This window comes from uncultured Clostridium sp. (assembly GCF_963527835.1).
Lineage (GTDB): Bacteria > Bacillota > Clostridia > Clostridiales > Clostridiaceae > Clostridium.
On sequence record NZ_CAURTC010000062.1, the window covers coordinates 1 to 13,806 of the forward strand.

At 30.0% G+C, this 13,806-nt stretch carries 9 protein-coding genes and 1 pseudogene; 1 reads left to right on the plus strand and 9 read right to left on the minus strand.

Features of this window, described 5'->3' with window-relative positions:
- The 6 genes and pseudogenes from RYM86_RS17800 to RYM86_RS17825 form a co-directional block, all read right to left on the minus strand.
- A pseudogene (locus RYM86_RS17800) lies at positions 1 to 306 on the minus strand (glutamate decarboxylase); the annotation flags it as partial.
- Between the two features lie 585 nt (positions 307 to 891).
- On the minus strand, positions 892 to 1,947 hold the full coding sequence (locus tag RYM86_RS17805; protein ID WP_111916390.1) for a DUF2776 domain-containing protein: 1,056 nt from the start codon (positions 1,945 to 1,947) through the stop codon (positions 892 to 894).
- A gap of 119 nt (positions 1,948 to 2,066) precedes the next feature.
- Positions 2,067 to 3,485, minus strand: coding sequence for a glutamate:gamma-aminobutyrate antiporter (gene gadC, locus RYM86_RS17810; RefSeq protein ID WP_003454789.1), 1,419 nt, complete (start codon positions 3,483 to 3,485; stop codon positions 2,067 to 2,069).
- A 700-nt stretch (positions 3,486 to 4,185) separates the two neighbouring features.
- Positions 4,186 to 7,695, minus strand: a complete 3,510-nt coding sequence (nifJ, locus tag RYM86_RS17815; RefSeq protein ID WP_025647475.1) for a pyruvate:ferredoxin (flavodoxin) oxidoreductase — start codon at positions 7,693 to 7,695, stop codon at positions 4,186 to 4,188.
- A 110-nt stretch (positions 7,696 to 7,805) separates the two neighbouring features.
- Entirely contained in the window at positions 7,806 to 8,231 is a 426-nt protein-coding gene (locus RYM86_RS17820; protein ID WP_003451301.1) for a flavodoxin, read from the minus strand.
- 206 nt (positions 8,232 to 8,437) lie between these two features.
- Positions 8,438 to 9,511 carry an undecaprenyldiphospho-muramoylpentapeptide beta-N-acetylglucosaminyltransferase gene (locus RYM86_RS17825; RefSeq protein ID WP_315082164.1) on the minus strand — a complete coding sequence of 358 codons (1,074 nt, stop codon included), beginning with the start codon at positions 9,509 to 9,511 and terminating at the stop codon, positions 8,438 to 8,440.
- Positions 9,512 to 9,695: 184 nt separating this feature from the next.
- On the opposite strand from RYM86_RS17825, the gene RYM86_RS17830 reads away from it, so the two are divergent.
- Positions 9,696 to 9,875, plus strand: coding sequence for an alpha/beta-type small acid-soluble spore protein (locus RYM86_RS17830; protein WP_003451068.1), 180 nt, complete (start codon positions 9,696 to 9,698; stop codon positions 9,873 to 9,875).
- A gap of 120 nt (positions 9,876 to 9,995) precedes the next feature.
- On the opposite strand, the gene recJ is transcribed toward RYM86_RS17830, so the two are convergent.
- From recJ to RYM86_RS17845, 3 genes are all read right to left on the minus strand, one after another.
- Complete coding sequence (gene recJ / locus RYM86_RS17835; protein WP_283691613.1) at positions 9,996 to 11,774, minus strand: single-stranded-DNA-specific exonuclease RecJ; 1,779 nt, start codon at positions 11,772 to 11,774, stop codon at positions 9,996 to 9,998.
- Positions 11,775 to 11,785: 11 nt separating this feature from the next.
- Positions 11,786 to 12,997, minus strand: coding sequence for a pitrilysin family protein (locus tag RYM86_RS17840; protein ID WP_315082165.1), 1,212 nt, complete (start codon positions 12,995 to 12,997; stop codon positions 11,786 to 11,788).
- Positions 12,998 to 13,210: 213 nt separating this feature from the next.
- On the minus strand, positions 13,211 to 13,786 hold the full coding sequence (locus tag RYM86_RS17845; protein WP_004457853.1) for a DJ-1 family glyoxalase III: 576 nt from the start codon (positions 13,784 to 13,786) through the stop codon (positions 13,211 to 13,213).
- Positions 13,787 to 13,806 lie beyond the last annotated feature (20 nt).

Consider the following 13,806-nt stretch of genomic DNA (forward strand, 5'->3'; position numbering starts at 1 on the left):
TATATTTACACAACGATTTTCTAAATCAGTTGTTTGAGGATATTCTGATTTATCTATAGCATTTTTTTCTAATGTTTCTGCCATTAATTTTACAGCTTCATCATCCATGTAAGTTTGACAGAAAGTACATAAGTTTTGACGAGCATTACCTTCATCTAGTAAGTCATCCTTAATTAATCTATATGCAACTTGTGGTGCAATTGATTTTTTAGCTAATTCATATTTAGGAATAGATTCATTACTTTCCACAGTACCAAATATTGGTGTTTCAAATTGACTACCTAATTCATTTTTTCCAAAAAGCATTTTAAATACCTCCTAATTTAGCTAAAAACCACTCTTAATCTCTTCATAACATTCAAGAAATTAAGAGTAATTTTTAGTTATATAAATCATTTTATCTATATTACCTTAATGACTACCTCATCAAGTTATTTATATAATACACCTTTTGGTATAATATTTAAATTCGTCAATTCGTTACATTTTGTTAATATTTTATTATTTATTTATTAACATTTAAATTTTCTCTCTAATACTCTTAATTTCTTCAATTTCCTCTTTTTTTCTCTATAAAATATTTTAGAATGATTTTTATTAATAAATACTTAAAATAAGCTCCATATTTTTAATTATTTTATTTCAAACAAACTTATTATTTCATATTTTAATAAAATAATGCATATATAACAAAATGTTGATTAAATATATCCTTATATAAAATATATTTTGAAATTTATATTTCATTAACATTTTATTAAATATTTAAGCAAAAAATTTCTTTTCAATAACACCTTAATAGATTCAATATTTATAAACCTTTATTTTCATTAAATATTTATAAAAAAAGAAGTGAATCCTTAAAAATTCACTTCCATAAAATACATAAATTTAATTTGATGTACCACTCTCTAATATTGACACTATGGAGAATAATGTGAAGCATATAGCTCCTAATCCAACCATGACATGAGCTGGTACAAAATATGCCATGTTAACTAATTCAGCCTCTGATAAATATGCTGATAAAAATAAACAAGCTAAGGCTGTTATAACAGGTATTAAAGGAATTCTCTTAGATAACTTACTCTTTCTTCTCCACACTGAAGCAAGTAATAATACCTTACTTGAAATACTATAGCATACTAACCCTAAACCTATTAATACATATCCCGGTGCTATAAAAGTTTGATTTTTACTAAATAAAAGCACACATATTCCTAATATAAGGTTTATACTTCCTAATACAATAACTAATATGGACCATTTCCAACGCTCCTTATTAGTAAAAGTATTTTGTATTTGTCTACAAACACTAGCTACTAATGATATTAAACTTCCACAAACTAAAGATATGCCAAATAGTACAAATCCAGCTACCAAACTAGGTACCTTATCTGTATGTCTTAAGAGATTAAATGAAAATATTAGTCCTATTAAAGTACATAATATAGGAATAGCTATAAGTACATAGGACATTTCTTTACTAAAACATCCCTTAGGTTTTTCACCTTCTTTTAAATTTTTACTATTACTTGGTATAAGCAAAAACTTTGTTGATGATAATGCCACTGTAGATACACAACATGCTATCAGTCCCACACCAAAGCCTATGTTTCCAGCCACAAAATATGCAGGATTTCCTCCATTGTTTAAAGCAAAATATAATCCTCCTACCATACTTATTGCTGCACATAAATATCCAATGGTAGGGAGAATAAACTTAAAAAATGAATTATATTTATTTATTAATTGTCTTATTATTGTTGCTGCTGTAGTAAATAAAGCTATACATATGGCAGTAAAAAATATTATTACATGACTAGCTATTATATATCCATTGCCAAATTTATCTCCAAGTGTATATATGTATGATCCATAAGTAAGGCATATTATTCCCATTAATAATGGTATGGCTCTAAATAATATGCTTATATAATAATTCATACTCCTCACCTCTTTTATTACATAGTTAAAATTTCAAAACTTTTAATTATTTCTCTATAAAATGTTTGAAGTAGCCTATACTTTTAGGCTACTTCAAATATAACTCTAATTTATTTCTGCTATTTATTCCATTTATCATGTAAAGCATAAATTATAAATGGAATTAAAACTGTTACTATGAAACTTATTGATAGTATAGTTAAATATTCTGATACACTTTTTCCTGTTAATTGTGATGGTGGTACGAATGAAATAACTAAAGCAAATACTGATACAGCGAATCCTGCTATTGCTACTATCATCTTAAATGTTTTTCCACCTGGTACATGATAAGCACGTTTTAAATCTCCATGTTTTAATATTAAAATAATATATCCTATGAAGAATAATAAATATCCAACTAAGTATATAACAACTGTTAATGATATTGCAGTAAGGAATGAAACGTTATTTCCACCACCGCCAAATGTTAAAACAGCTGCCCATATAGTAACTACTAAACCTTGAACTAATACTAATGGAACTGGAACTTCATGATTATTAACTTCAGTTAATTTTTTAGGTAATAATCCTTTTTTAGCTGCTGCATACATACCTTCTGAAGGACCTACAACCCATGAACTTACTTCTGCCATAACTCCTAAAGCTAATAGTAAAGCTACTATTCTTGTTATCCAATCAAAACTTTCACCTAAGTTTACAACTACTAATTGATGGAATGTTTGAACAACACCAGCACTTAAGTTTAATTGCTCAGCAGGAATAACTGCTGCTACTGTTAAACCACCTACTGTATTAAGAACTATTGCTAATACAACAAGTATAAACATAGCTAATGGATAGTTTTTGCTTGCATTTTCTAATTTATTAACATGTGATGCTGATGCTTCAACTCCCATGTATGCTAATATAAATGATACGAATACAACTAATGTATTTACCTTTGTAAAGTCAGGTATAAGAGCATGTGCACTTAAATCAACGTGTACTGGATTACCTTTTGCTATGTACATTATACCTAATATAAATAATATAATTGCTGGAACTACAACTCCGAAAACAAATCCTGCTTTAGCTATTTTAGCTGTATTTTTAGTTCCTCCAAATTGTGAGAAAGTTAATCCCCAGAATATGATTAAAACACCTATAAATTTTATTAATGGATTACTATTTAATGCTGGCCAATTTAGCACATAAGATAGAGCCCCTAATATAAAATAAATCATTGTAACAAATCCAACTGTTATTTGGAACCATTGGAAGAAGATCGCTGCGAATCCCCATCTTTCACCTAAAGTATTACCTACCCAAGCAAAGATACCGCCTTCTTCCCATCCATCTACAGTTGCCATTTCTGCTGCACATAATGCAACTGGTAAGAACCATAAAAGTCCGCCTACGATTAAGAAAAATACTAAATGAAATCCTGATGTTGCAAATGTAGGGTATTCATATACTGTCATTACCATTGATGCTGTCATAGCAAAGAACCCAAACAAAGTAAGTGTTTTTGCATTTGCACTTGATTTACTTGGCATAATAAACGCCTCCTCTGTTGTTATTGTTTAATTTATAATTTTAGAAACTTAAGTTTAATACTTAAGCTTTAACAATTAACAACTATTACCTAAGACAAAAATTTATCACGCTCTAAATTTTTGTCTTGAATAATAGCTACCAACTATATTTAAATAATAACCTTTGTTAACAATTTATTCAAAAGTTTCATTCTTTCATTTTTCTGTATTAATTATTAATTTATTCTATTAGTTTTATTTTTCTCTAAAATGCTTCAATTTTCTTTTATTTTCTTCCTCTTTAACTTAATATCATAAAGAGAGTTATTTAATTAACATTTTATTAAAAATTTATTGAATAAATATAAAAAAGAATATTTATTTATTTAAAATTTTATTTTTTCTAATTGATCATATAATAATTTTATATTTAAAAATTATTAATATTTATCCCTATACAAAATTATTAATATTCATATCTATATAAAGATATTTAATTCTTATTTTAAATTGATATTTATAGTTTTATCTTTTATAAAAATAGATTATTAATTATTTTTACTTTATAAATTATCTTTCTTAATTATATAACCCCAATACACTTATCATATGAAAATAAATTTAAACAAAAAATAAGAGTTAGAGCATAAATACTCTAACTCTTATATTACTTTATACTTCAATCAATATATATTAAACGTAATTAGTTATCTACTACTTACTAGTTTGCAGCAAGTTTTTTGTAGTTTTCTAATCTTTCTTTAGCATCTCTTTCAGTCTTTTCGAATAAAGCTTCAGCAGCTTCTGGGAATGCTTTTGCTAATGCAGCGTATCTAACTTCTCCCATTATGAATTCTCTGAAATCACCAGTTGGTTCTTTAGAGTCTAATGAGAATGGATTCTTACCAGTTTCTTTTAACATTGGGTTGAATCTGTACATAGCCCAGTATCCGCATTCAACAGCTCTCTTCTCTTCTAATTGAGAGTTACCCATACCAGCTTTTAATCCGTGGCTGATACATGGAGCGTAAGCTATTATTAATGATGGTCCTTTGTATGCTTCAGCTTCAGCTATAGCTTTAAGAGTTTGGTTCTTATCTGCACCCATAGCTATTTGAGCAACATATACATAACCATAGCTCATAGCCATCATTCCTAAATCTTTCTTCTTAGTTCTCTTACCTGCAGCAGCGAATTTAGCGATAGCAGCAGTTGGAGTTGATTTAGAAGCCTGACCACCAGTATTTGAGTAGATTTCTGTATCCATAACAAGTATGTTTACATCTTCTCCACTAGCTAAAACGTGGTCAACTCCACCGTAACCGATGTCGTAAGCCCATCCGTCTCCACCGAAGATCCATTGTGATCTCTTAGCTAAGTAGTCTTGGTCTTTTAATATTTCTTTAGCGAACTCGTTAGTTTCACCTTGTAATGCAGCTACAACAGCGTCAGCTCTATCTCTAGTTCCTTCTCCGTTGTCAACTTCAGCTATCCAAGCTTCTAAAGCTTCTTTAGCTTCTGGTTTAACACCAGCTTCAATTGCTTTTCCAGCAAGATCAACTAATCTTTCTCTTATAGCTTTAACTCCTAAGAACATACCTAATCCGAATTCAGCGTTGTCCTCGAATAATGAGTTAGCCCAAGCTGGTCCATGACCATTGTGGTTAGTTGTGTATGGAGTTGAAGGAGCTGATCCACCCCAGATTGATGAACATCCAGTAGCGTTAGCTATCATCATTCTATCTCCGAATAATTGAGTTATAAGTTTAGCATATGGAGTTTCTCCACAACCAGCACAAGCTCCTGAGAACTCGAATAATGGTTGCTCGAATTGGCTACCTTTAACTGTGTTTTTGTTCATTGGGTTTTTCTTAGGTGCAACATCATTTACACAGTAATCCCAAGCTTCTATTTGATCTTCTTGAGTATGTTGTGGTTTCATAACTAAAGCTTTTTCCTTAGCAGGACAAACTTGAGCACAGTTTCCACATCCAGTACAGTCTAAAGTACTTACAGCCATAGTGAATTGCATTGGCTCTTCAGTTTTTAATGCTTTAGCAGCAACTAACTTAGTTGAAGCAGGAGCATTTTTAGCTTCTTCCTCAGTTAATAAGAATGGTCTTATTGTAGCATGAGGACAAACGTAAGCACATTGGTTACATTGGATACAGTTGTCTGCTATCCATTCTGGTATGTTTATACCGATTCCTCTCTTTTCGTATGCAGCAGTACCTGGTTCGAAAGTACCATCTTCCATTCCGTTGAATGCTGATACAGGAAGTTTATCTCCTTCTAATCTGTTCATTGGTTCAACAATGTTTTTGATGAATGCTGGAACTTCTTTAGCTTCAACAACTTCATCTTTAGCGTTAGCCCACTCAGCTGGAACAGTGATTTCAACGATAGCGTCGATTCCTTTGTCTATAGCAGCGTGGTTCATGTTAACAACTTTTTCACCTTTTTTACCGTATGAAGTTACAACAGCATCTTTTAAGTATTTAACTGCGTCTTCTACTGGTATTATGTTAGCTAGTTTGAAGAATGCTGATTGCATGATCATGTTGATTCTTCCACCTAATCCAACTTCTTGAGCTATCTTAACAGCATTTAAAGTATAGAACTTAATGTTGTTTTCAGCTAAGAATCTCTTATAGCTTGCTGGTAAATGTTCAGCAACTTCTTCTGGAGTCCAGATAGTGTTTAATAAGAATGTTCCGTTTTTCTTTAATCCATCTAAAACGAAGTATTTGTTAACATATGATTGGTTATGACAAGCAACGAAATCAGCTTTGTTTATTAAGTAAGGTGATTTTATTGGTTGTTTACCGAATCTTAAGTGAGAAATTGTAACCCCACCTGATTTTTTAGAGTCATATGCAAAGTATCCTTGAGCATACATGTCAGTATGGTCTCCGATGATTTTGATAGCACTCTTGTTAGCTCCAACTGTTCCGTCTGATCCTAATCCCCAGAACTTACAAGCTTTAGTTCCTTCTGGAGTAGTATCTATGTCTCCAACTGGTTCTAATGAAGTGTTAGTTACGTCATCAACTATTGATAAAGTGAATCCATTTTTAGCATCCTCTTTATTTAAGTTTTCGTAAACAGCAACGATATCAGCTGGTACAGTATCTTTTGATCCTAATCCGAATCTACCACCAACTATTACAGGAGCATTTTCTAATCCGTAGAATGCATTCTTAACTTCTAAGTATAGAGGTTCTCCTGCAGCACCTGGTTCTTTAGTTCTATCTAAAACAGCAACCTTTTTAACAGTTTTTGGCATTGCTTTTATTAATCTTTCATTTGAGAATGGTCTGAATAATCTTACTTTGATTAAACCAACTTTTTCTCCTTTAGCGTTTAAGTAGTCTACAGTTTCTTCTATTAAGTCAGTAACTGATCCCATAGCTACGATAACTCTTTCAGCATCTGCTGCTCCATAGTAATCGAAACAGTTGTACTCTCTACCAGTTAACTTAGTGATTTCTTTCATGTAGCTCTCAACTATTTCTGGAACTGCATCGTAGAATTTGTTTACTGCTTCTCTTTCTTGGAAGTAGATGTCTGGGTTTTGAGCTGTACCTCTTGTAACAGGCTTGTTAGGGTTAAGAGCTCTTCTTCTGAACTCTTCTACAGCTTCCATATCTACTAATTCTTTTAATTCATCGTATTGTAAAAGTTCAACTTTTTGTATTTCATGTGATGTTCTGAATCCATCGAAGAAGTTTACGAAAGGTATTCTAGCTTTAAGAGCTGCTAAATGAGCAACTGCTGATAAATCCATAACTTCTTGAACTGATCCTTCTGCTAACATAGCGAATCCAGTTTGTCTTGCAGCCATAACGTCTTGGTGATCACCGAAGATGTTTAATGCTGAAGTAGCTAATGCTCTAGCTGATACATGGAATACTGATGGTAATAATTCACCAGCTATTTTGTACATGTTTGGTATCATTAATAATAAACCTTGTGAAGCTGTGTAAGTAGTAGTTAAAGCTCCAGCTTGTAATGAACCGTGAACTGCTCCAGCAGCACCTGCTTCTGATTGCATTTCCATTACTTTTACAGGTTGACCAAATATGTTCTTTAATCCTCTTGCACTGTTTTCATCAACCCACTCTGCCATTGGTGATGATGGAGTGATAGGGAATATTGCTGCAACATCAGTGAACGCATATGATATATAAGCGGCAGCTGTGTTACCATCCATAGTTTTCATTTTTCTCATTGCCATTGAGATGACCTCTCTTTCATTAATTTTGTAGATATATAAATTAAAATCTTAAAAATTATAATATATTTAAAGTAATTAATTAAAATTACTTATTAGCATAAGTATTATTTTATTAATTTTTTTGCTAATTCTTTTGCTGAATTAATTTCATCATCGTTTGGTGATTCATTTACAGCTAAGCTACCAACAACGTCGAATCCATAATCTTTCATTCTTTTAACCCATTCAACCATGAACTCTCCATTATCCCAACCATATGATCCAAATAAGATCATTTTTTTGTTGTTATTTGGAGTTAATTTGAATTGATTAACAAATGGTTCCATATCGTATTGTTCTATTCTATTATTATCCATTGAAGGGCTGCCTAAAGCTACTGCATCGGCTTCTAGCACATCTTCTACTTTAGCGTTTGAAACATGTTTTATTAAAACCTCTGCTCCTAAATCTGTTAACTCATCTGCAATAGTGTTTGCTAATACTTCAACATTTCCACCATTGCTCCAATATATTACTGATACTTTACTCATAAAAACACCTCTTATACTTGATAATATCTTTTATCTTAAAGCCCAATATTATTTGATACAAAACTAATTTTACTCGACATTAATAATTATACTCTTTGATAGAAATTTTTCAAGTTTCATATTCCGATATTTTGAAACATATTTTCATAGTTTATTCTTAATTCTTGTAAAACTTCTACTATATGCTAAGAATTAACTATAAAAATTTACATATGTGCCGATTTTTTTATTATATCTATGATATTATTAACACCATTGCCTATTTTGCTCATTTTCATGGAATTTAAGTACTTTTCTCTATTTTTTTCTAAATCCTTTATTGATTTTAATAATAATTCTGAATTAAGCTCTTCTTCTTTTATGACCATAGAATATCCACTCTTTTCAAAGGAATTAGCATTTAAAACTTGATCTCCTCTTGAAGCATTAGCTGATAAAGGTATTAATATATTTAACTTTCTAAGAGCTAATAATTCAAATATTGTATTTGCCCCTGCTCTAGAAATAACTAAATCTGCTAAAGCCATTAAATCTGGAAGTTCCTCTGATATATACTCATATTGTCTATATCCATCTAAGTTCTTTAATGATTCATCTAAGTTTCCTTTTCCACATAAATGTATAACATTATATTCTTTTAATATCTCATTTAAAATTTTTATAACGCTTTCATTTATAACTTTTGAACCTAAACTACAACCAATTATCATAAGAACCTTTTTATTTTCTTTGAAGTTACAGAACTTTCTTCCTCTTTCTTTGTCTCCCTTTAAAAGGTCTTCTCTTATTGGTGTTCCTGTTAATTCCCCTTTATTATCTTTTATATATTTTAAACTTTCTGGGAATGTAACACACAGAGTATCACAAAATGGTGATGCTATTTTATTTGCTAATCCAGGGGTTAAATCTGATTCATGAGATACCACAGGAATTTTTTTCATTGAGGCTGCTATTACTACAGGTACTGTAACAAATCCACCCTTTGAAAATATAACATCTGGTTTTTCTTTTGAAAGTATTCTTGAGGCATCCATAACACCTTTTAATACTTTAAAAGGATCTGTAAAGTTTTTTATATCAAAATATCTTCTAAGCTTACCTGAGGATATTGAATAATAAGGTATATTTTCCTTAGTTATTATTTCTTTTTCTATACCATTTTTACTTCCTATATATTTTATTTCAAAACCTAACTCTTTTAATTTAGGAACTAAAGCTAAATTTGGGGTAACATGACCTGCAGAACCTCCACCAGTCATAATTATTTTATACTTTTTCAAAAAATCAACTCCCTTAATAAAATGTGATTTTATTATATTTTAAATAAACTATGGTTTTATAAATATTTTTTTGTAATAACTCCTATAATTCCCTCTCATATTTTACTCTATTCTGCACAATATATAAATGCAAACTCAATTAATAGTAATACAAATTCAATTAATAACTAAGGAGGAATGAAAAATGTCACAACATTTAGTACCAGAAGCAAAAAACGGATTATCAAAATTCAAAAATGAAGTAGCAGCTGAAATGGGAGTACCATTCTCAGATTACAATGGAGATTTAAGTTCTAAACAATGCGGAAGCGTTGGTGGAGAAATGGTTAAAAGAATGGTAGAACAATACGAAAAAGGAATTTAACCTTAACCTATTAAAGTCTACTGTTAAATAAAATTAAATATTAATATTGTATATGATTAATTTATGCCTAATTATATACAAAACATTGGAGCAATATTTTAAAATATTGCTCCTTTAATTTTATAATCTAAAGTATTTTACATTAGCTTGAATAGATTTATTCCCATTAAACTCATTTATGTTTGGGTAATAAATTAAATCAACGCTAAAGTTGCAGTTTCCACCATCTAATACTCTTAATAATTCCTCTTCTCCATATTTATTAGCAAAATCTTCTTTAAATTCCTCCACCTTATTCCCAAAGGCTATGGCATCTATGGTTTTGTAACTATTCCTTAATTTACATCTAAATTTAATTACATTCTGCTCTTTTCCCATTATCCAAACCCTGCTTACTTTAACATCTTTCTCTCCAAAAAGCGGGCTAGAATTTCCTTTTCCAAAGGGTTCTAACTTATCTAAACTATCTACTAATCCATAATTTAAACTTTCTAAAGGTAATTTAACATCTATTCTAACCTTTGGTATTATATCATAATCTGTTAATTTACAGTTTTCTAATAACATATTTCTTAATATAGGTATGTTTTTTTCTTCAACAGATAAACCAGCAGCCATTGGATGTCCTCCAAATTTGCTTATAAGCTCTTTACATTTTGATAATTCCTCAAAAATATTATATTCCTCTATAGACCTTGCAGATCCCTTAGGCATATCTTTTCCTTTAGTCATTATTATTGTAGGAACATTATATTTTTCTTTTATTCTCCCTGCTACAATTCCAGCAATACTTTCATGTATATAAGGATTATAAACTAAAATAACCTTGTCATTTTCCATATTATTATCTTCTATTTGCTTTATTACCATATCAACGCTGTCTTTAGTTAATTCCTGTCTTCTTTGGTTAAGCTCAAAAAGCTCCTTAGCTAAAGCATCTGCCCTTTCATCATCTTCAGCTAAAAGCAATTCAACAGATAAGTCAGCTGTTTCAAGTCTTCCAGTTGCATTTATACAAGGGCCTATAACAAATCCTAAGTGATATTGTGCCATTTCTTTACCTTCAAGACCTGTATATTTCTTTAAAGCTATTAAACCTTTATTTTTAGTATTATTAAGCATTTCTAAGCCATTTTTTACTATTATTCTATTTTCTCCTAATAAATCAACTACATCACAAACAGTAGCAATGGCACAAATCTCTAATAATTCTAAAGCTTCCTTCTGTGGAATCCCTAGTTCTTTGTATAATGCACATATAAATTTAAAGGCAATTCCTGCTCCACATAGGGATTTAAATGGATAATTACAGTCTTCTTGTTTAGGATTTATAACAGCATAAGCCTTTGGAATTTCTTTATTTATCTCTCCATTTTCATCTTTAACTAAAGGAATATCATGATGATCTGTTAATATTACATCCATGCCTAATTTCTCAGCTAAATCTATTTCTTCAAAGGCTGCGATTCCATTGTCACAAGTTAAAATTACCTTAGTACCCTCTTCCTTTAAAATTTTAACTCTCTTAGAGTTCATACCATACCCTTCATCTTCCCTATCTGGAATATGATAATTAAAGTTAGCATTGCATCTTTTTAGCCCTTTATAAAGAATTGAAGTGCTTGATACACCGTCGCAATCATAGTCTCCATATATGGTTATTTTGTCTCCCTTTTCTATGGCTTCCTTTACCCTTTTAACCCCTTTCTCCATATCTTTCATAAGATATGGGTCATTTAAATTTTCAATTCCACCAAATAAAAATTCACGGGCATCTTTTTCATCTTTTATATTTCTATTCACTAAAAGAATAGATGTTAATAAATCTATATTTAATTCTTCTTTTAAACTTTCTATTTCATCTCTTTTTCTTTGTTTAAGTAGCCATTGCTCTCTCACGCCATCACCTCTTAGTTAATTATTTGCACAATGGATTTCTTTAAAACTCTTTTAATTAAATTTTTCATATCTTTTAAACTTAAATTTTCAACTAAGTTTAATTCTTCAAAAATATATTCTCCTCTATTAAACATAGTTTCATATATAGCCATTCTATTAGCAAGAACTATACTTTTTTCTAAATCTAATGAATTTTTAAGCTTAAATCTCTTTATTAGTTTATTTAATCCCTCTTCACTTAAATAATCTTCTATATCCATAGCCTTTGATATACACTTTTCAATAAGTCCTAAGGCCTCTTCTTCCTTTTCCTTAGAGGTTCCTAAATAAATTTTAAATAATCTTATTCCCTTTTCATACTTAACTTCACTATAAACTTCATAAGCTAGTCCATTCTTAGTTCTAATTTCATCATATAATACGGAGCTTACCCCTTCACCAAACCAAAGATTAAATACCTTGAGTAAAGTTACCTCTTCCATACTTAAATCGTTTATATCAAATAAACAGCATATTTTTGCCCCATTATTTCCCTCTATCTTTTTAGAGAATATGCCACAATTAATATTTCTTTCTAAACTATATTTAGATATTTTTCCTCTCTTTGCCCTATTAAAATTTTTCTCTACAATCTCTTTTACTTTTTCTAAAGGAAGAGAAGAAACAACTGAGATAACCATATTTTCACTTAAATAGTTTTTTTCATAAAAATCTTTTAACCCTTGAAAACTTATAGCTTCTATATGATTTTTTTCTCCTATTATTAAGTTTCCTATTCTTTCATCTGGTAAGCCATTCATTAAAGCAAGATCCTCTACATGTTGCTCTAAATCTTCTTTCCACTCATCACTTTCTTGTTTTATAACATTTAATTCTTCTGAAAAACCAAATTCCTGAAGATTTGAATTTAAAACTATATCTGCATATAAAGAAAATCCTTCTTCAAAATCTTCCTTTGCAGTAGTTCCATAATAAATAACATAAGGGAAATTAGTCATAGCATTATTAAATCCAAATAAATCATCTAATTTTTCATTTATCTCATCTTCCTTAAGCTTCTCATTTCCTTTAAATAAAATATGCTCTAGGGCATGTGCCATTCCTATTTCATCTTTATTTTCTGCATTAGCTCCGCTCTCTAAGCTTATGCAAAAAGATGTATGTTCTATATCTTTAAATTTATATAATAATCTAACACCATTATTTAAAATTATTTTTTGCATATATTTCCCTCCAAATATATTAAATCTTATTCTATTTTAACATACCTAATAAGCTTGTAAAAAATAAAAAGAGCCGTATCAAAACTCAAAAGAAAATTTATAAATGGAATATTTACTATAAACTTCTTAGATTAACTAAGTAATTTTCCAAATATGTTTATAAATTTTATTTTTAAGTTATTCTGATACAACTCTCTTTAAGTTATAAAAGTGCTACTTACCTTCTTTTTCTAAGAAAAAGTTAATAAGCATTCCTTCTCTTATTTCCTCTGCTTCTTTTTCATATCCTAACTTTTTTAATATTTCTAATCCAAATACTAAGGCAGTTGCAGGCCCTCTACTAGTTATTATGTTTCCATCCACAACTACTGTGTCTTCTTCTACATAATTAACATTTCCAAGTTCCTCTTTAAATCCTGGATAACTTGTAACCTTCTTTCCTTCAATAACTCCAGCCTTAGCTAAAGCTATTGGAGCAGCACATATTGCAGCCACAATTTTATTTTCTTTATTATATTTCTTTATTAATGATTGTACTTTCTCATTATCTCTAAGATTTGTTGATCCTGGCATTCCACCTGGAAGTACAATTGCATCATAAGTTTCTAAATCATTATCTGATATTAATTTATCACAAAGCACCATTGTTCCATGAGCACTATTAACAGTTCTATTTTCTGTAAGGCTACATGCATGACATGTTACCTTAGCCCTATTACAAACATCTACAACAGATAATGCTTCTATAGTCTCAAAACCTTCTGCTAAAAATACTAATACTTTTTTCATGACCATACCTCCTACTTAAT

Coding starts and splice junctions, on each gene's coding strand:
- RYM86_RS17805 (WP_111916390.1), bottom strand. CDS start 1,947: ATGAATTATTATATAAGCATATTATTTAGAGCCATACCATTATTAATG.
- RYM86_RS17830 (WP_003451068.1), top strand. CDS start 9,696: ATGTCACAACATTTAGTACCAGAAGCAAAAAACGGATTATCAAAATTC.
- RYM86_RS17840 (WP_315082165.1), bottom strand. CDS start 12,997: ATGCAAAAAATAATTTTAAATAATGGTGTTAGATTATTATATAAATTT.
- nifJ (WP_025647475.1), bottom strand. CDS start 7,695: ATGAGAAAAATGAAAACTATGGATGGTAACACAGCTGCCGCTTATATA.
- RYM86_RS17845 (WP_004457853.1), bottom strand. CDS start 13,786: ATGAAAAAAGTATTAGTATTTTTAGCAGAAGGTTTTGAGACTATAGAA.
- RYM86_RS17820 (WP_003451301.1), bottom strand. CDS start 8,231: ATGAGTAAAGTATCAGTAATATATTGGAGCAATGGTGGAAATGTTGAA.
- gadC (WP_003454789.1), bottom strand. CDS start 3,485: ATGCCAAGTAAATCAAGTGCAAATGCAAAAACACTTACTTTGTTTGGG.